Annotated in this window: 19 protein-coding genes; 8 read left to right on the top strand and 11 right to left on the bottom strand. The window is 64.2% G+C overall.

The features are described 5' to 3' along the window. Positions 1–73: 73 nt before the first annotated feature. Together R3E77_03080 and R3E77_03075 are read left to right on the top strand one after the other, a co-directional pair. Entirely contained in the window at positions 74–3667 is a 3594-nt protein-coding gene (locus R3E77_03080; GenBank protein ID MEZ5498396.1) for a hydantoinase B/oxoprolinase family protein, read from the top strand. Between the two features lie 17 nt (positions 3668–3684). Continuing rightward, positions 3685–4170, top strand: a complete 486-nt coding sequence (locus tag R3E77_03075; GenBank protein ID MEZ5498395.1) for a hotdog fold domain-containing protein — start codon at positions 3685–3687, stop codon at positions 4168–4170. Here R3E77_03075 and R3E77_03070 read toward each other — a convergent pair. The 8 genes from R3E77_03070 to R3E77_03035 form a co-directional block, all read right to left on the bottom strand. After that, positions 4167–5795, bottom strand: coding sequence for a hypothetical protein (locus R3E77_03070; GenBank protein ID MEZ5498394.1), 1629 nt, complete (start codon positions 5793–5795; stop codon positions 4167–4169). The genes R3E77_03075 and R3E77_03070 overlap by 4 nt on opposite strands. A gap of 75 nt (positions 5796–5870) precedes the next feature. Next, the gene (locus tag R3E77_03065; GenBank protein MEZ5498393.1) at positions 5871–6563 is read right to left on the bottom strand and encodes a rhomboid family intramembrane serine protease; all 693 of its coding nucleotides are present in this window, start codon (positions 6561–6563) and stop codon (positions 5871–5873) included. Between the two features lie 81 nt (positions 6564–6644). Then, the gene (locus R3E77_03060; GenBank protein ID MEZ5498392.1) at positions 6645–7859 is read right to left on the bottom strand and encodes a L,D-transpeptidase family protein; all 1215 of its coding nucleotides are present in this window, start codon (positions 7857–7859) and stop codon (positions 6645–6647) included. Between the two features lie 67 nt (positions 7860–7926). After that, complete coding sequence (locus R3E77_03055) at positions 7927–8421, bottom strand: TPM domain-containing protein (GenBank protein MEZ5498391.1); 495 nt, start codon at positions 8419–8421, stop codon at positions 7927–7929. 5 nt (positions 8422–8426) lie between these two features. After that, the gene (locus tag R3E77_03050) at positions 8427–9308 is read right to left on the bottom strand and encodes a YgcG family protein (GenBank protein MEZ5498390.1); all 882 of its coding nucleotides are present in this window, start codon (positions 9306–9308) and stop codon (positions 8427–8429) included. A gap of 16 nt (positions 9309–9324) precedes the next feature. Then, positions 9325–9969, bottom strand: a complete 645-nt coding sequence (locus R3E77_03045) for a LemA family protein (protein MEZ5498389.1) — start codon at positions 9967–9969, stop codon at positions 9325–9327. A gap of 32 nt (positions 9970–10001) precedes the next feature. Then, positions 10002–12050 carry a M13 family metallopeptidase gene (locus R3E77_03040; protein MEZ5498388.1) on the bottom strand — a complete coding sequence of 683 codons (2049 nt, stop codon included), beginning with the start codon at positions 12048–12050 and terminating at the stop codon, positions 10002–10004. 156 nt (positions 12051–12206) lie between these two features. Then, the gene (locus R3E77_03035) at positions 12207–12407 is read right to left on the bottom strand and encodes a hypothetical protein (protein ID MEZ5498387.1); all 201 of its coding nucleotides are present in this window, start codon (positions 12405–12407) and stop codon (positions 12207–12209) included. A 113-nt stretch (positions 12408–12520) separates the two neighbouring features. Between R3E77_03035 and greB the strand changes: the two genes are divergently transcribed. Continuing rightward, a complete protein-coding gene (gene greB / locus R3E77_03030) occupies positions 12521–13033 on the top strand; it encodes a transcription elongation factor GreB (protein ID MEZ5498386.1) in 513 nt (170 codons plus the stop codon). A 187-nt stretch (positions 13034–13220) separates the two neighbouring features. Here the strand turns inward: greB and R3E77_03025 are convergent, their stop codons facing one another. Beyond that, positions 13221–14642, bottom strand: coding sequence for a saccharopine dehydrogenase C-terminal domain-containing protein (locus R3E77_03025; protein ID MEZ5498385.1), 1422 nt, complete (start codon positions 14640–14642; stop codon positions 13221–13223). Positions 14643–14704: 62 nt separating this feature from the next. Continuing rightward, positions 14705–15367 carry a glutathione S-transferase family protein gene (locus R3E77_03020; protein ID MEZ5498384.1) on the bottom strand — a complete coding sequence of 221 codons (663 nt, stop codon included), beginning with the start codon at positions 15365–15367 and terminating at the stop codon, positions 14705–14707. A 67-nt stretch (positions 15368–15434) separates the two neighbouring features. Between R3E77_03020 and R3E77_03015 the strand changes: the two genes are divergently transcribed. After that, positions 15435–16280 carry a sulfurtransferase gene (locus tag R3E77_03015; protein MEZ5498383.1) on the top strand — a complete coding sequence of 282 codons (846 nt, stop codon included), beginning with the start codon at positions 15435–15437 and terminating at the stop codon, positions 16278–16280. A gap of 22 nt (positions 16281–16302) precedes the next feature. Further along, positions 16303–18270 (top strand): biosynthetic arginine decarboxylase, encoded by a 1968-nt coding sequence (gene speA / locus R3E77_03010; GenBank protein ID MEZ5498382.1) that lies wholly within the window; start codon positions 16303–16305, stop codon positions 18268–18270. A gap of 44 nt (positions 18271–18314) precedes the next feature. Here speA and R3E77_03005 read toward each other — a convergent pair whose 3' ends face one another. Then, positions 18315–19229: a PhzF family phenazine biosynthesis protein gene (locus tag R3E77_03005; GenBank protein MEZ5498381.1), complete on the bottom strand. Its 915-nt coding sequence runs from the start codon at positions 19227–19229 to the stop codon at positions 18315–18317. Between R3E77_03005 and R3E77_03000 the strand changes: the two genes are divergently transcribed. The 3 genes from R3E77_03000 to R3E77_02990 are packed head-to-tail and all read left to right on the top strand — an operon-like array spanning position 19228 to position 21623. Beyond that, positions 19228–20355, top strand: coding sequence for a class I SAM-dependent methyltransferase (locus R3E77_03000; protein MEZ5498380.1), 1128 nt, complete (start codon positions 19228–19230; stop codon positions 20353–20355). The genes R3E77_03005 and R3E77_03000 overlap by 2 nt on opposite strands. Then, positions 20352–20717 (top strand): hypothetical protein, encoded by a 366-nt coding sequence (locus tag R3E77_02995; GenBank protein ID MEZ5498379.1) that lies wholly within the window; start codon positions 20352–20354, stop codon positions 20715–20717. The genes R3E77_03000 and R3E77_02995 overlap by 4 nt, the downstream gene beginning before the upstream one ends. A 12-nt stretch (positions 20718–20729) precedes the next feature. Beyond that, on the top strand, positions 20730–21623 hold the full coding sequence (locus tag R3E77_02990) for a DUF1838 family protein (GenBank protein ID MEZ5498378.1): 894 nt from the start codon (positions 20730–20732) through the stop codon (positions 21621–21623). Positions 21624–21756: the final 133 nt, after the last annotated feature.

Below are 21756 nucleotides of genomic sequence, written 5' to 3'. Positions count from 1 at the left end.
CAGCAAGATTACAGCCGCATGGCCCGCCACGCTATCAGCAGCCGCCTACGCGGGCAGCCATTATGATTGGCCGATGACAGGCCAATGGCAATTCTGGATCGATCGGGGCGGCACATTCACCGACATCATCGGTCTGGCGCCGGATGGCGGGGTGCATGTGGGAAAACAACCGTCGACCGATTCAGCGCGCGCGTTGCTCACCGGGGTCCGGCAGATCATGCGCGAGGCAAAAGCGACGGCGGGCATCGCCTCGCTGCGTATCGGCACGACGATCACGACCAATGCGATGCTGGAGGGCAAATTGGCGCCGGTGGCGCTCCTGACCACTGCGGGCCTCGGCGATGCGCTGCTGATCGGACAGCAGCACCGCCCGGACATATTTGCGCGCCACATCGTCCGCCCCGATCCGCTTTACCTTTGCTGCGGCGAAATCGACGAACGCGTCAACGCCCGCGGTGAGGTGCTGCAGCCGCTGTCGGCGGCCAGCGTATCCGCGGCGCTGACGGTCGCGCGCGAACGCGGCGCCACGGCCATCGCCATCGTCCTGTTGCATGGCTGGCGGCACAGCCGGCACGAAGCGGCTGTAGCATCGGCGGCGCGCGATGCCGGCTTCGAGCAGGTTTCCGTGTCGCATGAAGTCGCACCGCTGGTGCGCTACGTGCCGCGGGCCATGGCGACGGTGCTCGATGCCGGCGCGGCTCCCGTGCTTCGACAATTCATCGGGCAGATTGCGGCGGCGGCGCAGGAAATCGATCCGGCATGTCGCCTGTACTTCATGCAATCGAATGGCGGCCTGGCGGCAGCGGCGCAGCTGCGCGCAGGCGATAGCCTGTTGTCGGGACCCGCAGGCGGTGTCACGGCAATGGCACGTCTCGGCGAAGCGCTGGGCTACGGCGCGCTGATCGGCTTCGACATGGGCGGCACTTCCACCGATGTATCGCTGTGGGACGGCGAGCTGTTGCGCCGACATACGACCGTGGTCAATGGCGTCGAGATGGCGAGCACTGCGCTCGACATTCATACCATTGCTGCGGGCGGCGGATCATGTATCGCATTGCGCGACGGGCGAATCAGCGTCGGCCCTGAATCCGCCGGCGCCGACCCCGGGCCTGCCTGCTACGGTCGCGGCGGTCCAGCCACGCTGACCGACGTGCAGCTCGTGCTCGGTCGACTGCAGAGCGCATATCTGCCGTCAGTTTTCGGAGCCGCGGCCGATGCGCCCGTCGACATCGAGGCGGCGCACACGGCTCTCTCGCAAATCCTTCAGCAGTTGCCGGTCGCCGCGCGCGGCAAAGATGCGCTGGAGCGATTCGCGGCCGATTGTTTCGAAGTTGCGGTGGCAGCGATGGCCAACGCAATTCGCACGGTCGCCGCCCGACTCGGGCGGGACCCGGCACACTTCACGCTGTTCGCCTTCGGCGGCGCCGCGGGCCAACACGTATGTCGCGTGGCAGCCGCCTGTGGCATGGAGCGCGTGCTGGTGCATCCTCTCGCGAGCGTAATGTCCGCGCTCGGCATAGGCATTGCAGACGAAGTCGCATTGCGGCGGGCAAGCATTGGCCAGCCATTGACTCTACAGGGACAGGCTGGGCTCGCCCGACGCCTCGCCGAACTCGAGCAGGATGCGCGCGCGGCGCTCGATGACCCATCGGTCGGTTCGGGCAGCATCGAGTGCAGGCGATCCCTCGAATTGCGCTCGGGAGCAAGCGATACGGCCATTGCCGTCGACTACGACACGCCCGAACGCATGCGCGATGACTTCATGCGCCTGCACCGCGAGCGCTACGGATTCGCACCCGCTGGCCAGGGCATCCAGGTCGATGCCGCTTCGGTCGAAGTTCGCGTGCGCCGCGCACTGCCACGCATGGCCGCGGTCACGACGGGCGAGCCCCCACGCGCGGGCAGCCGGGCGCGCTTGTGGCTCGACGGCTGGCAGGATGTGCCGGTGTATGGTCTTGCAGATGCACCGGATGGCATCGTGGGTCCAGCGATGCTGGTCGATGCGCACACGACGCTGATCGTTGAGCCCACCTGGCGCGTCGAGCGGCGCGACGGCGCCATCGCCCTGGCGAGGCTCGAGCAGCTGCCTGCCGTGGATGCGCGGCCAGCGCGCTCGGCGGCGGCGCAACTGGAAATATTTCACAACCTGTTCATGCACGTCGCGCAGCAGATGGGCGCCGTGCTCGCCAAGACGGCGCATTCGGTCAATATCAAGGAGCGACTCGACTTTTCCTGCGCCGTATTCGACGCCTCGGGCGCGCTGATTGCCAATGCGCCCCACATGCCGGTGCACCTGGGCTCGATGGGCCTTTCGGTACGGGCGATCATCCGGCAATTCGCTGCCGACATGAGCGTCGGGGACGCTTACCTTCTCAACGACCCTGCCGGCGGCGGCACCCACCTTCCGGACATCACCGTCGTGACGCCGGTATTCCTCACCGGCAATCCGCGGCCGGAGGCATTCGTCGCATCACGCGCACATCACGCGGACGTTGGCGGCGTGACGCCCGGCTCGATGCCTGCCTTCAGCTGTCGCATCGAGGAAGAAGGCGTGTTGTTCACCGGCATGCGACTGGTCGCAAAAGCAGAGCTACGCGAGGAGGAGGTGCTGGGGCGCCTCGCGTCCGCGCCGCACGCGGCGCGCAACCCAGCGCAGAATCTCGCCGACCTGCGCGCGCAGCTTGCCGCCAATGCCTGCGGAATCAGGGAACTCGAGCGCGCTGCGGCTCGTTACGGAGCGACACAGCTCTTGACCCAGATGGAAGCTGTGCAGGAGAACGCCGCCGAAGCGGTGGCCCAGACCCTGCTGCAACTGCGCGACGGTCGATTCCAATACTGCATGGACGATGGCCAGCTGATCGCCGTGGCCGTCAGGATCGACCACGAGGCCGCGCGCGCAGTCATCGATTTCACCGGCACTTCCAGCGCCGGTGCGCATAATCTCAACGCGCCCCGGGCCGTAACCATCGCCGCCGTACTGTATGTATTGCGGACGATGATGACACACAGCATCCCGCTCAACGATGGCTGCCTGCGACCGGTGGACATCGTCATTCCATCCGGCTCGATGCTGGATCCGCCCCCGGGTGCGGCGGTCGTAGGCGGCAACGTCGAGACCTCGCAGTGCATCGTCGACGCAATTTTCGGCGCACTCGGCTGCCTGGCGGCCTCGCAGGGCACCATGAACAATCTCACTTTCGGCAATGCCCGGCTGCAGTACTACGAGACGATCGCCGGCGGCGCGGGTGCCGGACCCGGTTTCGATGGCGCGAGTGGTGTACAAACGCACATGACCAACTCACGTCTCACCGATCCGGAAATCCTCGAAGGGCAATTCCCGGTGCTGGTGCGGCGTTTCGCATTGCGCCGCGGCAGCGGCGGCGCGGGACGGTGGCACGGCGGCGATGGCCTGACAAGGCGCCTGGAGTTCTGCAGCGAACTGCAGGGCGCGATCCTGTCGAATCATCGGCGGGTCGCACCGTTCGGACTCGAAGGCGGCGAACCCGGTGCAATCGGGCGCAACCGGCTGTGGCGCAGGGATGGCGGCTGCGAGATCCTGCCGGGTGCCGCGCAATTTGCGGTGCGGGCAGGTGATGCGCTGGAAATCGAGACCCCCGGCGGTGGCGGTTTTGGCCGGCAGGACGAGGCGGGCGCGCGGCGCAAATAGGCATAGAATTCCGGGTCATGACGGCTAGCGACATCCCACGCACGCTCGCACGCTGGAACCTGTTGTCGGGGAACGCCATGGGTCGCTGGCTATTTACCCGCGCAGTGTGTTTCAAGGCACCCTACTTTGCGACGATTTCACCGCGCATCCTGACGCTGCAGCCGGGCCTGTGCGTCGTGACCATGCCGAAGCGGCGTGCGGTAGAGAATCATATCGGCACCGTACACGCCCTCGCCGCAGGCAATCTATGCGAACTCGCCGCGGGGCTCGCGATCGAAGTCAGCTTGCCGCCGCGGCTGAGGTGGATTCCCCGGGGCATGACCATCGAGTACCTGAACAAGGCGACGACTGGCCTGCGTGCCACCGCGAAAATCGATCGCGGCGAGTGGTCTGATGCCGAGAATGTCGGCGTGCCGGTCACCGTCACCGACAACTACCAGCGGGAGGTCGTGCGCGCGGTGATCACCATGTACGTTGCGGCGCGCGCCGGCAGTGCCGGCTAGTCCTGCAGGACCAGGCCACGCAGGAGCTGGGTTTCGATTTCCTCGGTCACGTGGCGTCCGGAAGTTGCCATGCGATTGACCCACACCTGCCGCACCTGGCTACCGTTGGCACGGTGAGTCACCAGAAACGCCTGGAACACCCCTGGTCGGGACGGCGCGAATCCGAACAGGATGCAGAGCTTCCCCTGGGCGCGCACCTGCGCACTGTTGAGCCGCGCATCGCAGATGACGAAATAGCTGTCCTCGGGCGTTGCGCCGACGAGCGCACCCTCCTGCGCCAGCGCTTCCAGGAATGCCGACACCTGAGCACGTGCGCGCATCCAGGTGGCCGGACCATTGCGCTCGAATATGGTCCAGCGTGTGCCGTTCTCGACGCTCGCGGTGATGAACAACGACAGTCGCCGCGCGGCGAGGTAACGCCAGTCGGTAGCGCCGGCGTTGCCATCCGCCAGGGTGCGCGCGTTGCCAGCGTGAACACCCGATGCGCGAACCCCGAGCAGGGTGTTGATTCCCAGATGTTCCATGCGAACGCGTTCGGCATCGTTGATCGCGACAGCGGGCTTCAGGCTTGGACGCAGCGGCGGCTCGTCGGTGTCGACTGCCGACCATACCGGACAGTGCACATCCGTGCGGGCCAGCATGCCGGCCGCGGCTGCGGCCGACCCGAATTGCTCCCAACGGCCGCGTAGCCGATCGAACGCCAGTACGCGCGGGAAATACAGTGCGGCATTGTCGGCGCGAAACGGCCAGCCGCGCAGCCCATCGAGCGCGGCCCGCGCGCTGTTCCAGGCGATGGGAGGATCGATCAGAAGCATCGCATGCTGGTCGCGGCAGAATCTCGCCGCCACCAGCCAGGTCGACAGGCCGACATCACGGTCCCGGGTCAGCGGCGGTATGCACAACAGGTCGAAGTGCGTTGCGGCCGCGAGCGCAAACAGCCCGGTGTGCTGCTGCGCCGAGCCGATGATGTCGTAATCGCTGATGGGACCGCCATCGTCACCGTCATTGCCACTGAGGACGTAACCCACGACCGCGCCGGACGGCGCGGCCGGCGAACGATCGGGTCGCTGGGCTGGCACGTCGCCATCAACGCGCACAAGGCGCGATTCCGCGAGCACGGCGACGACGAAGCGTTCATCGTCCGCCTGCACGGAGAGGTTGCGAAATATTTCCTGGTCTTCTATCGCCTCGGAACCGGGGCTGCGCACACGCTGCACGACCAGATTGAACCGTGCGCTGTCCTCTCGGGCGAGTCCGTCGTAGTCCACCGACGCACGAAGATACTCGCGCGTACCCGGCGACAGACCACGCAGTTTGAGACGGGCACTGCCTGCCGGCAGTGCAATGGTCGGCGGCCGTCCGCCATTGCACACCCGGACGACGATTGCCTTGCGGCCGCCGTTTTCGAAATATTGCTCGACGGCATAGCCGAGTGTGGAGGGCTGCCAAAGGCCGCCAAAGACATGCTGGAACTCGGCGAAGTCGTCGATATCGACCGGTGTGTTAACCGGTCCTTTCAGAGTGCGGCCGATGAACGCTGTGACACCGGTCTGCACACGCGCGATGGCGTGCTCCGGGCCATTTTGTTCGACGACTTGTATTCCCGCGCTGACGCGTTCTGCCACAGCCCACCCTGCGATCAACGCGGCGCAATGTAGCACATCGCTCAGTCGGCTGCGCGATGAACGACGCGCAGCGACTCAGTGCGCTCGCCAGAGCGGAACGTCGCGATCCTTGAAGACGGGCACGAGCAGGACGCCGGCGATGAAGCCACCGATGTGCGCGCGAAATGCAACGCCGCCCTCCGCCTCACCTGACATAAGCTGCATGGCGAGTTGCATCATGAACCAAACTGCAAGTACGACGAGTGCGGGCGCACGACCGAGTCGGATGATCACGAAGCCCAGCGGCAAGCCGAGCAATATGCGCGCGCGCGGATAGAGCAGCATATAGGCGCCGAGCACGCCTGATATGGCGCCGCTCGCGCCTATCATTGGCACCCGGGACGCGGGATCCGGCAGCGCTTGGGCAAACACGGCGGCGCAACCGCAGATCAGATAGAAAAATACGAAGCGCGCATGCCCCATCGCATCCTCGACATTGTTGCCGAAGATCCACAGGTAGAGCATGTTGCCCGCGAGGTGCAGCAGACTGCCGTGCAGGAACATCGAAGTCACGATAGTCAATTGCGGCGCGACCCAGCTGAGCTCCGTCGGCAGCTGCATATGGCCGAGCAATACAGCGGGAATCACACCGAGCGCGTAGACGATCCGTTCGCCGTTGCCGCCGGAGAAAAGTTGCAGCAAGAAAGCCAGCACGCATAGCGCGAGCAGCGCATAGGTGACGAATGGTCGTATGCGCGCGGGGTTGTCATCGTGCAGTGGAATTACCATGCGCCGCCGGTGCTCACGCGAGGGGCTTTCGGAACCGGGATCAGGCGACTCGAACCAACCCCATGATCCCGCTCGACCGGGTCAGTGGGTTGCGCCACCGGCCGCTGGTGCGGCAGTCTGATCGCTCGCTTCCTCGGTATCGGCGAACATTTCCTTGAAGGCTTTTTCATCCATGGGCGCGTCGGATTGGCCATCCCAGTTCGCACCTTTGGGCAGTCGATTGGCGACACGTATGGCCCCGGCAATGACTTTGTCGACATCGCTTCCGGTCTGCGAAATCGCCACGGGGATGCCGCGCGGCTCGTGCGCCAGCGCCGACACTTCGTCCCAGTCGACTTCCTCGTTGCGCGCCTTCAATTGTTTCTGGATGCGTTTGGCGAGAGATTTCGACAGGAGCTTGCGCTCGGCATTGCTCCAGTCGCGAGGGTCGTCCTCGAGGATATCGTAGGCCTGCAAGTACAGCTGGTTGTCGTGCCAGCCGAACAGGAACGGCTGGTTGACCACGCGCACCTTGGTGCCGTCGGGTGCCATGTCGAACAGTTGTGCGATGTCTTCCGGATACAGGCGGACACAGCCGTGGCTTGAGCGCAGTCCGACGCCGGCCGGTTTGTTGGTGCCGTGCACGAGGTAACTCGGCCAGCCAAGATAGAGGGCATGGCGACCGAGGGGGTTGTCCGGGCCCGCCCCGACGACCGCCGGCAACGGATCACCATTCTCGGCATGCTCCTTGCGTACCGAGCTCGGTACGGTCCAGGTCGGGTCTTTCTTGCGACGCACGATGCGGGTCACCCCTTCCGGAGTCTTCCAGCCGACGCGGCCGATACCGATGGGATAGGTATAGACCTCCTGAGGTTTGCCGCTTTGCGCCTTCGGGAAATAGTAAAGGCGCATGGCCGCCGCATTGATGATGATGCCCTCGCGCGGCGCATCGGGCAGCACGTACTGGCTCGGAATCACGATTTCGCGACCTTCGCCGGGTAGCCAAGGATCGACCTTGGGGTTAGCGCGTGCCAGGTCCTCGAATCCGACATTGAAGCGACGGGCGATGTCGGTCAGCGTATCTTCCTTGCTCGCCTTGATGACCTGCACGTAGCCAACGACATCGGTGTCGGCATCACTCAGCTCGAAGTGATGTGTCGTGACCGGATCGGGCAGCGCCTGGACAACGGGCGCGGGCTCCGGTTTCGCAACGCGGCGCTTGCCGAACAACGGCTGCTCGAGCAACGAGCAGCTGGCCACTGCCAGCATCGTGGCCAGGAGCGGGAGGACGATCTTGAGGCGCTTCGCGATGTTCATGGTCCACCCAAGGATAACGCAAGGCGATGCGACACGGCCAACCTGAACCGGTTTGCGGACAGGTGCGCTAGAGCAAGACCGGCTGATTGGGCAATTCATCGCTCCCGGGCTTGCTCCGGCCGCCCGGAAAATGCCGCGCCAGGAGCTCCCCGACAGCGAGAACGCCCGCGACCGAGCCTTTCTCGTATGCTCCTTCGCGGAAGCTGTCGCGCATCGTCGCACAAATGCGACGCCACTCCTGCGTATCGACCCGCGCCGCAATCGCGCGATCGGCGACGATCTCGACCGCGTGGTCGGCCATCAGCACGTATATAAGTACGCCGTTGTTGCCCGCGGTGTCCCACACGCCGAGCTGCCCGAACACCTGTAGCGCGCGCTCCTTGGCACTGCGTGTATGCCACAGATCGGGCAACTCGAGCGCGGTTTCCACGGCGAAACGCAATTCGCCATCGTGGCGCGATTCGACCTGCCTGATGGCCTGCTCGATGGCATCGAGCACGCGTCGCGAGAAGCGCCGCCGTGTCAGCCAGTGCAGCGCAAAAGCGTGCTTGAGGAACCGCATCAGTCTCACCAGCTCCCCGACGCACCGCCGCCGCTGAAGCCGCCGCCGCCGCCACTGAATCCGCCGCCGGCCGAGCCACCGCCGCCCCAGCCGCCCCCACCCCAGCCACCGCCGCCCCAGCCGCCATGACGCGGCAGGCTCGACCATCGGCCTGCGCCGGAGAAGCCGAGCAGCAGCGAGAACAGGAATGCGGCAATGCCCGCGCCAACGCTGAGTCCAAGCAGCTGGCTCACGAAAAAGACCAGCCCGCCGGTTGCACCGCCCGTCAGGAGCGAGCCGAACGCGCGGCCAAATATCGTGCGCAGGATCATCGAGCCGACGAATACCGCGACCAGCAGGAACGGCAGGTGATCCAGAATCGATGACTGCGGGTGCCATTCATTGTCGGGTGCAGGCAACGCTTCACCATCGATGAGGCGAATGAGCTGATCGAGGCCGGCGTTGATGCCGCCATAGAAATCGCCTTGCTTGAATAGCGGCGCGATGGTGTCGGCGATGATTCGACGCGAATACAGGTCGGTTACGGCGCCCTCGAGTCCCTGCCCGACTTCGATGCGCATGCGCTTGTCGTCCTTGGCGATCAGCAGCAGCAGGCCGTCATCGCTCGCCTTTCGCCCCAGCTGCCATTGGTCGACGACCCGTATCGAGTATTGTTCGATGGCTTCGGGCTCCGTCGTCGGTACGACGAGTACCGCGATCTGCGCGCCCTTGCGCGCTTCGAAATCGGCCAGCTTGCTCTCGAGCGATGCCTGTTCGGCCGCGGTCAGCGTGCCGGTAAGGTCGGTAACCCGCGCCTCGAGCGCAGGGACGGCAACTTCGGCCGCATTGGCAAGCGCCGCAGCACACAGCAGCCACCCGAGTCTGGCCGCGACATGCAGTTGCGACACTGCAATTCCCGCGGCGCTAAGGCGTTTCAGGTGCGGGTGCAGTGGCCGGCGCCGCGGCGGCGGGCGCCTGCGGCGCGCCGAAATCGACACTCGGCGGCCGCGAAATGGCAGCCTCGTTCTCGACCGTGAAACTCGGCTTGACCTTGTAGCCGAAAATCATCGCAGTCAGGTTGCTCGGAAATCTTCGCACCGTGACGTTGTAGGCGCGGACCGCGTCGATATAGCGATTGCGTGCGACGGCGATGCGATTCTCCGTCCCCTCGAGCTGTGCTTGCAGATCGCGAAAGTTTTCGTTTGACTTCAATTCAGGATAGCGCTCGACCACGACCATCAAGCGGCTGAGCGCCTGCGTCAATTCGCCCTGCACCGCCTGGAACTTCGCCACGGCCGCAGGATCGTTCAGGACGTCGGGCGAGACCTGCAAGCCGGTCGCGCGGGCGCGCGCCTCGGTTACGCCGATCAGCACGGCCTGTTCCTGTGCGGCAAATCCCTTCACGGTTGCAACCAGGTTCGGGATGAGGTCCGCGCGACGCTGGTACTGGTTCACGACCTCGCCCCATGCGCCCTTCACGGTTTCGTCCTGATCCTGGATGGTGTTGTAACCGCAACCTGCCAGCGGCAAGGCTGACAGTAGAAGCATGGCGATCTTTGCAATGCGCATTTGGGCTCCCGGTTAGGCTCCTCGGCAAGGTACTACCAGATTGTGACACGCTCCGATTCCGGTCGGAACAGGCGGTCGCCACTGCGCAGACCAAAGGCGTCATAGAAGGCCTGGATATTGCTCACCGTACCGTTGGCGCGGTATTCGCTCGGGCTGTGCGGGTCGATCTTCAGGCGCCGGCGCAGCTCGTCGTCCCGGTATTTTCGCCGCCAGGCCTGGGACCAACCCAGGAAAAAGCGCTGCGGACCGGTGAACCCGTCGATGACCGGCGGATCCGTCCCGGCCAGGGAGAGCAAATAGGCCTTGTAGGCGACAGCAAGCCCCGACAGGTCGCCGATATTCTCACCGAGCGTCAGCTCGCCGTTGACTTTCTCGTCATCGAGCACGGTGAAATCGCCATATTGCGTGACCAATCGAGCGGCGCGCTGCTTGAAGGCATCGGCATCGGCGGCGGTCCACCAGTCACGCAGGTTGCCGTCGCCATCGAACTGTCGACCGGAATCATCGAAACCGTGGCTGATCTCATGGCCGATGACCGCGCCGATCGCCCCGTAGTTGACCGCATCGTCGGCCTGCGGATCGAAAAATGGCGGCTGCAGTATGGCGGCGGGGAACACGATTTCGTTCGCCGGCGGATAGTAATAGGCATTGACCGTGTAGGGTGTCATCAGCCACTCGCTGCGATCGACCGGACCGCCGACCCTCTTCAGCTGGCGGTCGAATTCAAATGCCGTCGCGCGCTCTATGTTGCCAACCAGGTCATCGCGCGAAATCGTAAGCGACGAGTAATCCCGCCATTTGTCGGGGTAACCGATCTTGACCGTGAACTTGCCGAGTTTCTCGTGCGCAGCCGTGCGGGTATCGCTCCCCATCCATTGCAGGCCGTCGATGGACTGCGCGAACGCCTGCAAGAGATTGCCAACCAGGGCCTGCATGCGCGCTTTGGATGCGGGGCTGAAATGGCGCTCGACATACATCTGCCCGACCATTTCCCCGACGTTGTTGCCCAGCATGTCGACACCGCGCTTCCAGCGCTCCTGCTGCTCCTGCACGCCGCGAAGACTGCGGCTATGGAAGTCGAAATGCAGCTCGTCGAACTTCGACGCGAGGTAGGGTGCATAGCTGTCGATCAGCTGAAACGCGAGGTATTCCCGCCAGGTGGCAATCGGGCGCTCGCGGACGAGGACGCCCAGGGACGCCACATAGGTCGGCTGATTGACGTCAATCGCCCCGGTATCGGTGCCGATGGCAGCCAGAAATGGCTGCCAGCCAAATTGCGGCGCAGCGGCCGCGGCTTCGGAACGCGACAGCTTGTTGTAGGTTGCGACCGGATCGCGATTTTGCACGCGGCTCCACTGCGCGCGGGCAATATCGGTCTCGAGGGCGAGTATTCGCGCCGCCGCCCCGTCGGCATCCGGCACGTCGGCGGCAGCGAGCATGGCGCTTGCGTAGTGGACGAACGCCTGCCGATAACCGCGGTTCTTGTCATCATCCACCAGGTAATAGTCACGATCGGGCATCGTCAGGCCCGCCTGATACAGGGAGCCCACGTAGCGTGTCGCATCGCCGCCGTCCGGCGAGACGAAGAAAACGATCGGTGCCGCACCGCCCAGCCTCTGGGCGCGACCGAAATAGGCGAATACATCGTCCGGATGCTCCAGCGCGGAGATTGCGGCGAGCTCCGGGGCGAGCGGTCTGAGGCCTGCGGCTTCGACAGTCGATGTATCCATGAAGCTCGCGAAAAAATCGCCGATCTTGCGCTGCGATGAGCCGGGCGTGGCCGCCTCATTGCCAGCCGCTTCCTTGACGAGCGCGAACACCTTTTGCTGCGCATCGTCATCAAGGATGCCGAAGATGCCGTAATTTGACTTGTCGGCTGGAATATTGGTGTCCGCCAGCCACTGGCCATTGGTGAACCGGTAAAGGTCATCCTGTGGTCGGACACTGCGGTCGAAACCCGCGAGGTCGAGGCCGGACTTGAGGGGCGGCGCCGAGGCTGCCTGGCCCGCTGGTGGCTCGCTGACCGTTGCGCAACCGGCTGCGGCGGCGATGCCGGCAAGCAGCAAACTATGGATTCTCATGTTGATTCTCCGCTCGCAGCTGGCGAGCAAAACCGCAATGGCGGCAGTATAGCCGCCGAGGCCACGGGGATAAAAAAACCCCGGGCTTTTGGCCCGGGGCGGGAAGGGCGGACTTTCAATGAAGGGAAGGAAGTCCGCTAGGGGATTCGCGGCGGGTCAGTGCAGACGCGCCCAATGCAAAATACGTATGTCGTCCGAATCGATGTCGAAACTCTCGGCGAGAAGACTGCGCAGTTCATGCGTGGACTTCTTGCCTTCCTTGAGCGGACGCGTCAGTTCAACGACTCCACTCCATTCGTTAGACTGAGGCACCTCACCGGCATCGGTCACAAAGTGCGTGTAGTACTTCGCCGACATGGAGCTAGCCTATTTGCGGCGTCGGGCCGGGGCTGTGAGGCGTCGCACAGATCGTCATCGGCCGGCGCGGGCATGAGGAAAAACTCAAACCGTTCGCACACTGGAATTTAACAATGTCCCGGTATCGCCCTCCCACCAAACCGGGCTCGCGATTCATCACGGCCGCGGGCGAACGTTGCCTGCGCGCCGAGCTCGACCAGCTCTGGCGCCACGAGCGGCCACAGGTCACGGCCGCAGTCAGCGCCGCCGCCGCCCAGGGCGATCGATCGGAAAATGCCGACTACACCTATGGCAAGCGCCGTCTGCGCGAAATCGATGCCCGCGTACGCTTCCTGCGCAAACGCCTCGAGGGCATGGTCATCGTGTCGGATCCGCCAACGGACAGGTCGCGGATCTATTTCGGAGCTTGGGTCATACTCGAAAACGACGCCGGCGACAGGCGCCGCCTGCGTATCGTCGGCCCGGACGAACTCGCGCACGATGGCGAGTACGTCAGCATGGACGCCCCCTTGCCACGCGCGCTCATGGGCAAGCAGGTGGACGAGGAAGTTACCGTGGCAGTGCCCGAAGGCGAGCGCAGTTACGTGATAGTCGCGATTGGTTACGAGGATCGGCCGTCGCTTTAGCCAAGAGCCGTTCGCGTGCAGCCAGCAGGCGGGTTGCGCAGGTTGTCACGTCTGTTTCCAGGATCGTGCGCGCCAGGGATGGCGCGCCCGAAGCCCCATGGATGGGTTTACGGCGTTCCTGGAAAGCGCCAGCCCAATGTGCGTGATTTGCGCAATGAGGCGGCCGACAGGGTGCCGCTCACGCGCTCTAGATAACCCTTACGTTCTTGAACTGCCACGGGTCGGAGGTATCGATGTCTTCGGGGAACAGTCGTTCGCGCTCGGTCAGTGGCGTCCAGTCGGTGTAGGCGCCGACGACCGGGCCGAGGTAAGGATTGCAGATCTCCAGATTGCGCTTGTAATCGAGCTCGTCCGGCTCGAGCAGGCCGCTGTTGGGGCTTTCCATGGCACAGATCATGCCCGACAGCACGGCAACCGTGACCTGCAGGCTGGTGGCATTGTTGTAGGGTACGAGCGTCCGCGCTTCGTCGATCGACAATTGCGATCCGTACCAATAGGCATTGCGCGCATGGCCTGCAAGCAGCACACCGAGCTCATCGATGCCGCCCGGCGGAATTTCGCTCATCAGCAGACGCTGCTTTGCCTGCAGCTGCCAGTTGTTGCCCGCGAACTCGTGCAGACTGAGCACCGCGTCGTCACAGGGATGGTAGGCGTAGTGGACCGTTGGCCGATACACGACCTGCGCGCCATCACGCACCGTGAAATAGTCGGAAATCGAGATCGATTCGCCATGGGTGATGAGCCAGCCGTGGATGTGTCCCGCTTTCGGCGTCCAGGTGCGCACGCGCGTCGCGGCCCCCGGCTGCATCAGATAGATTGCCGAGCCACGACCGAAATCATGTCGGCGTGCATCGCGCGGGAAGTGGCGTTCGTGCGTACCCCAGCCGAGCTCGGCGGGTTGCGACCCCTCGCTGACGAACCCGTCGATCGACCACGTATTGACAAACTCGCCCGGCTGCTTGCGTACGGTCGACAACTGGGTATCGCGCTCGGCGATGTGCACTACACTGACCGCAAGCTTGCGCGCAAGTGCCGCCCAGTCGGCTCGATTCGCCGGCACCGCGACATCGACACCGCAGTCCTTGGCGATGTTCAACATGGCCTGCTTGACGAAATGCGACACGAGACCGGGATTCGCACCATGCGTGATCACGGCCGTAGGTGCACGCTCATTGCCCGCCTTGAGCGCCAGCGCTTCCTCGCGCAGTGCATAGTTCGTGCGCTTCGCGATCGGCGTCGCGGGATCGGTGTAGCCACCTGCCCAGGGCTCGATGCAGGTATCGAGGTACATCGCGCCACGCTCCCAGCACAGCCGGATCAGCGCAAGCGAGGAGACATCGACCGAGACGTTGACGAGAAAATCGCCCCGGCCAAGCATCGGCGTGAGTATGCGTCGGTAGTTCTCCGGGGTGAGAGAGTGCTTTTCGAACTTCACGCCGAGCGCGCGCGCCGCTTCCGAGCCGCGATCGTCCTTGGTGACGATGCTGATGCGGTCGGCACTTGTGCCTACGTGCCGCAGGATCAGTGGCAGCACGCCCTGGCCAATACTGCCGCAGCCCACCATGATGATGCGCCCGGGGAAATCGAAATGAATCTTGTGTTTGCTCATGATCCCAACCAGAAACTCAGCGATACGCGTAACAGCGAGGGTAGCAATGCCTGCGGTATCGTTCAAATGCGCCAATGCGGCGGATAGGTGCGCTCATACCCCGGCAATTTTTCGATGCGCTTGAGCCAGCCGCCAAGCGCCGGGTAGTTGACCGAAACCGGCAGGAAACGCGTTGCCAGCTCGCGCGCAGCCGGGCGCTCGAGGGCACGACGCAACAACATGATGCCCGGATAGATCACGAAATCGGCTGCCGACACGCAATCGCCAACGATCCAGTCCGAGCGCGACATGCGATCCTCGATCGTACGCGCCTCGCTCGCCACCGCATGCATGCTCGCGGTGAGCTCCTGGTGACTGATATGCGAATCCGAATCGAAGATCGCGCGCGTGATCTTCATGACGTGCTCTTCGATATATGCCTGGTATTCGCAGATGACCCGCATGACCACCGCAGCCTCCTCCGGTGAGCGGCCGAACATTGCAGGTTCGGGATATTTCAGATCGAGGTAATAGAGGATGGCGAGCGATTCGAATACGACGTAGTCCCCATCCTTCAGAACCGGCACCTTGCCGCGCGGATTCATGCGCAGCATGTGCGGCGATTTGTGCTCCTGCCGCGAGAATTGCAGCAGATGGGAGTTGTAGGGCAGCTTCTTGTGCTCGAGTGCGAGGAGCACCCGCCACCCATACGGGCTGCCGCTGCCCCAATAGACGTCGATCGCCATGTCGGTATCCAGTTAGAATTGGCGCGGATTGTAGCGATTAGCCGCCCGCACCGAAATCTTCCCCTGCATGCTCTACACTACACTGATCGGCGACAGCGAGCTCGAGACACGCCGCCATGGCGGCGCCGTGACGATCATCGACTGCCGCTTCGATCTGCTGAACCCGGATTGGGGCGAGGCCAGATGGCGCGAGGCGCATATTCCCGGCGCGCTGTACGCCCACCTCGACCGCGACCTGTCCGCGCCGCGCCAGCGCACGAGCGGCCGCCATCCCCTGCCAGACCGAACGCGCCTCGCCGCGCAGTTCGGTCGTTGGGGCATCACGTCCGATACGCAGATCGTTGCCTACGATCAGGGCAATGGCATGTTCGCGGCGCGGCTGTGGTGGCTTGCGCGGTGGCTCGGGCATCGCGCGGTTGCGGTGCTCGACGGCGGGTTTGCGGCCTGGTGCGCGGGCGGCCGGCCAATTGACAACCATCCGCCCCGATCCATTGCCGCCGAATTCTCGGCTGCTGCCGCGCTCGTGCAGGCCGTGAGCACGCGCGACGTCGAGGCGGCGCTGGTGACCGGCCGCGCCATGCTGATCGATGCACGGGCCGCCGATCGCTTTCGCGGCGAGAATGAAACCATCGATCCGGTGGCCGGTCACATACCGGGCGCGATCAACCTGCCGTTCGCAACCAATCTCACGGCGAGCGGCAAGTTCCACTCGCCGCAGCACCTTCGCGAGGGATTCGATACGCGCCTCGGCGCCACGGGCCGCGAGATCATCAGTATGTGTGGCTCAGGCGTAACCGCCTGCCATAATCTGCTGGCACTGGAGCACGCCGGCCTCGGCGGCGGCAGGCTCTACGCCGGCTCCTGGAGCGAATGGATCACCGACTCCCGCCGCGCCATCGCGACGGGCCCATGAACAGCGACAGTCGCAGCGAGACATGAGCAACGATAAAACCACGGCTACAGACAGCGCCGCCAGCGCGCGACGCCGCGCGGCGAACGGCTGGAGCGTCGAGGACTCGGCCGACGTCTACGAGATCGGTGCCTGGGGCAAGGGCTACTTTGCGATCAATGCCGCCGGGCACGTGGTCGTGCGGCCGCGCGGCAACGATGATGCCGAGATCGATCTTTACGAAGTCGTCGAAGGTCTCAAGCAGCGCGACCTGACGACACCGGTCGTGCTGCGGTTCTCCGACGTGCTCAATCACCGGCTGCGCCACCTGCACAATGCATTTGCGCAGGCGATTGCCGAGAACGAGTACCGCGGCTCCTATGCAGCGGTATTTCCCATCAAGGTCAACCAGCAACGGCTGGTCGTCCAGGAAGTCTATCGCTACGGCGAGCAATTCGGTTTCGGCCTCGAAGCAGGCTCAAAACCCGAGCTGCTCGCCGTGCTCGCGATGAGCGAGAACTGCGGCGAGCGCATGATCGTCTGCAACGGCTTCAAGGATGACAGCTATATCGAGGCCTGCATCCTCGCGACCAAACTCGGGCGGCGCATCATCCCGGTGGTCGAGAACTATGCCGAGCTCGGCCTGATCCTCAAATACGCGCGCAAGTACGACGTGCGCCCGCACATTGGCATACGCGTCAAACTGGCCAGCGAAGGCTCCGGCCGCTGGCGCGACTCGGCAGGCGACAAATCCAAGTTCGGCCTGTTCGTCTCGGAAATCCTCGAGGCGGTCGAGACATTGCGTGCGGAAGGCATGCTCGAGTGTTTCGAACTCGTGCACTGTCACCCCGGCAGCCAGTTGCAGGACATCCGGCGCGTGAAGGAAGCCATCAACGAATTGGCCCACGTGTACGCGGAATTGCAACAGCTTGGCGCCGGGCTGCGCTACATCGACGTGGGCGGCGGACTGGGTGTCGATTACGACGGCAGCGGCACGAATTTCAGTTCGTCCATCAACTACACTCTGCACGAGTATGCGAACGACGTCGTCTACCGCATCGCCAGTGTCTGCAACGCCCGCGGCATCCCGCACCCGATGATCGTCAGCGAGTCGGGTCGCGCGATCGCCGCGCATCACAGCGTGCTGGTGTTCAACACCCTCGGGTCATCGACCTTCGATCATTACCGGGTGGACGAAATCCGCGACCTGCCGCAGCCGGAGGACCTGCCACAACCCATCCAGGACCTGATCGAGGCCTACGCCGATATCAGTGAACGTCGGCTGATCGAGTGTTATCACGACGCGCTCACTGGCCGGGAACAGGCGCTGCAGATGTTCAACCTCGGCCTGTTGAGCCTCAAGGACCGCGGTTTCGCCGAGCGCATCTTCTGGGCGATCTGTGCGCGCGTACGCGATGTCGCGGCCCGCCTCGACCGCCGACCCGAGGAACTCGACGGCCTCGAGTCGATGCTCTCGGATATCTACTTCTGCAACTTCTCTGTCTTCCAGTCGCTCCCGGACAGCTGGGCGATCGATCAGCTGTTTCCCATCATGCCGATCCACCGGCTCGATGAACGGCCATCGCGACGGGGAATCCTTGCGGACATCACCTGCGATTCCGACGGCAAGATCGATCGCTTCGTGTCACGCCGCGATGTCAAACGAACACTCGAACTGCATCCGGTCGAACAGGGCGAGGAGTACTACCTTGCCGCATTCCTGGTGGGCGCCTACCAGGAAACGCTGGGAGACCTGCACAATCTTTTCGGCGATACCCACGTCGTGCACATCCGGTTGCACGATGAAGGCGGTTGGTGGATCGAGGAAGTGGTCAAGGGTGACACGGCAAGCCAGGTACTGGAATACATGGAATATGACGTCGCCGAACTCTCGCCCGCACTCAGCCGCGACTGCGAGCGTGCGATACGCGATGGCCGGATGAGTGTCGAGGAAAGCCAGGCCCTGAAGCGCTTCTACGAGAGCGAACTGGCGGGCTACGCCTACCTCGAGTAAAGCCTGTTTCATGCCCCCGCACCGGATCAGCGGATAGGAGCGGGTCAGGGCAGCGCAATTTCGCCGCTGCCGAGATAGGTCACCCGGCCGCCGACTTCGATTCCTCTGCCCGGCACGATGCCAAGATGCAGCTCGCTCGGTCGTCGCACCTGCGCGCCCTGCGAGATTCGCCGTTGCGCGCCGCGAGGCGCTTGTGCATGGAGCCAGGCGCCGAGGTTGGCACAGGCCGAGCCGGTCGCGGGATCTTCCCGAAGCGCAAAGCCGTCGTCGAACAGGAAGCGCGCGCTCACCTTCTGCCCGTCATCGTGAAACAAATAGATCTGCAGCGCCTGGCCGGGTGGCATCAAGCCAAGCAACTGCGCGTATTGCGGCGCGAGGCGATCAAGGGCGCCCGCCGTGGCGAGCGGCAGCAGCAACTGGCAGGCGCCGGTATCGACCCAGACAGCCTCGCCCGCGAGGTCGGGTGCCCCGAGGCCGAGCGCCGCGGCGAGTACCGCTGCGTCGAGCCCGGCAGGCCGTACGCTGCCAAACGGCCGTTGCAGCGTCCAGATATCCTGGTCGCGCCGCAGCGGCACGGCGCCCGCCGGTACCTGCAGCACGATGTCGCTCGCACAATGTCCGAGACGACGCAATACCTCGGCCGTTCCCAGGGACGGATGCCCGGCGAACGGCATTTCGTAGCTCGGCGTGAAAATGCGCACATGGGCACGACCTGCCGTGACGCCGCTGATGAATGTCGTTTCCGACAGATTCATCTGCAGCGCGAGCGCCTGCTGCAGGTCCGTGCCCAACGGCTCGGAAGGCTCGAAGACAGCCAGCGCATTGCCGCTGATGGACTGCCCCGCAACGCAGAAGACGTTGACCAGGTGATAGCGCAAGGGATTCCTCATGACCGTAGCGTAGCGCAGGATCGCGCGACTCTGGAGGCGCACCGGCAAATGTGGCAGGCTGAATGCCATGAGTGCATTGCCCGCCCGCACAGCAACGGCCGAGCCTGCCGACCTGCCGCGGCTGCAACTCGAAGAGTCGCGGGAATTCCGCGCCTACCATGAGTTTCTGCGCGCGGCGCGCCAGTACATGGACGGCGAGCTGGTCGTTGCCATGCACGCGAAGTACCAGCAGGCCGCCGCGAACGCGCCGAAGCCACCGACCGACGCTGCGGCAGCGACCCGGCTGCTCGATGACCTGCCGCAGTTCCAGCTCTACAGCTGGTACTTCCGCCACCTGCAGCGCTTCAAATATCACCGGGCGTCCCTCGGCATCTTCGCGGCGCTCGACAGCCAGAGGCAACGACTGCAATCAGGGCTCGAGGCAGCCGTGGGCCTGGCAGGCGAGCGGTTGCGGCTCGACCCGGACCTTGCCATACCCGACTATTTCCGTTTCGTGCCGTTTCATCAGCACACGGGCGGCGTCACGCACGACGCGCTCGATGGCCTCGCTTACGAGCTGGGTCGGCGCACTACCGTGGCCCAGCACGCGGATGCAAACAACATCTACCGCCTGCTGTTTCGCATGTTTCCGCAGCGCGAATACGCACGCGTGCTCGACTGGGGCACGGGTCATGGCGCGGCCCTGATCGACTGGCAACGACTGCATCCGCAATCCGAGTGTCATGGCGTTGACCTGTCAGCGCCCTGCCTGAAGCTTGCGCACCGGCGCGCACTCGAGAACGGCATGTCGCTCAGGTTTTCGCAGCAGGACCTCGAGCACCTCGATTATCCGGACGAGCACTTCGATCTCGTCTTCTTCAATTTCATGCTGCATGAGCTGCCACCGCGCAGCCTGCCGGCCTTGCTCGCCGAGGCACGCCGCGTACTGAAGCCCGGCGGCCTGTTCGCGGGTCACGAGTTTCATCTGCGGCCGGGCGATGCGTTCCAGAATGCGTTGCAGCATGCCCATGGCTGGCTCAACAACGAGACCTATGCCGTGCCCTGGTACGATGTGCCGATTGCGGAACTGGCGCGCGCCGCCGGATTTTCAGGAGTGCGCATCGAGCCCTTCGAGGCACTCATCGACTCGGTCATCCGCCCCGAGCGCCGCCGCGCCTCGAGCAGTTTCTGGTACTACTACGAGTTCACGCGATGAGCGCGAAGAAAACCGTACCCAAGGCAGCGCTGTCCGGCCCGGTCACCGATCATGAACCGCTCCTCCTGCACGATGTGCCCATGGACAACGCGGTAGGCGCGATCGTCGCCCTGACCGCGGAAGTGCACATCCTGCGCGAGCGTTTGCAGACGCTCGAAGCTGTGCTTGCCGGCCAGGGCACAGTGAGCCGCACTGCGCTCGAGCGCTACCAGCCAGACGTCGACGAAGCGCTTGAGCGCAATCGATCGCTCGGCGAGTTCACCTCCCGTGTCCTGTCGGAACTCGCGCGCGATCGCACGCCGGTCGCGCCGGTTGACCCGCGGGTTCGCAACTGGCTCACTGACAACAAGACCGGCAAGTAAGGATCCGCCAACATGGCCAACAAGCTCCCAGCATCGGCACTGATCGCATTCACCGCTTTGGTCGCTGTCGCGACGCAGGCCGAACCACTCGACATCTACACCGCCGATGGCGCACTTGCTGCGATGCGTAAGGTCCAATGCTCGATGGTCGATGGTGAAGCAGTTACCTACTACTGGCATGGCGAGACCTACAGCCGGGTACCAGGCGAAGCGGACCGCAAGCTGTTCGACGTGATCGGCATGAATATCCGCGCCTGCGCGACCATCAACGACCCGCAGCGCGGCAAGGGCTGGCGCCTGGTGAGCCGCGAACTGCTCATCTATGTCGACCCGGCCACTGGCGAACCATTGACGGAATGGAACAATCCCTGGACCGGCGCCGCGGTCAAGGTCGTGCAGACCGCGAACGACCCTGTGAATCAGCCGCCGCTCTTCCCGCTCGGCCGCGATGGCAAGCCGGTCAGTTGGCGCGGCACGGTCAGCGGCGACCAGTGGTGGCAGACCCTCACCGTGCCGCTTTTCTATCGCAACCCGCTCGGCGGCGACTATCAGAAATACATTGGCGGCACCTATCACGCCACCGAGATGTTCAATTTCTTCGGGCCGATCGCCGCCCTGACGGACCAAAGCGTCACATCGGCACCGGTGCAGGTTGGCTGGGTGAGGATATCCGGATGGCTGCCGTGGATGGAAATGGGTGATCGCAGCGGCCTGCTCTATTTTCACAGCGCCGGGCGCAAGCTCGGCAGCTGGGACGAACTGCCCGAGGCGTTTCGCAGTTTGATTGAGCGTGACTATCCGCTCTGGAAGTCGCCGCCGCCGCTCGATGACAAGCGGCCCAACGAAACCAGCTGGACATATTTCCGCAAGCAGGTCGCGCCGGAGGCGCCACCAGCGCGCCATTGACGGCGCCGCCAGCGGCGGGTTTGCCTGGGTCCCTGCTCGGGAGTAGCATCGTTGGCACGAGGGTTTTCGTGTTGACGGGTCGTGCCGGACCGCAGCCACCGCGGGTTCGGCGGCCAGCTGCGAGAGAGACGAT

This window comes from Steroidobacteraceae bacterium, from assembly GCA_041395505.1.
Taxonomy (GTDB): domain Bacteria; phylum Pseudomonadota; class Gammaproteobacteria; order Steroidobacterales; family Steroidobacteraceae; genus JAWLAG01.
Note: the sequence above shows the minus strand (reverse complement) of the source record. Positions and strands in the feature narration are given on the sequence as shown.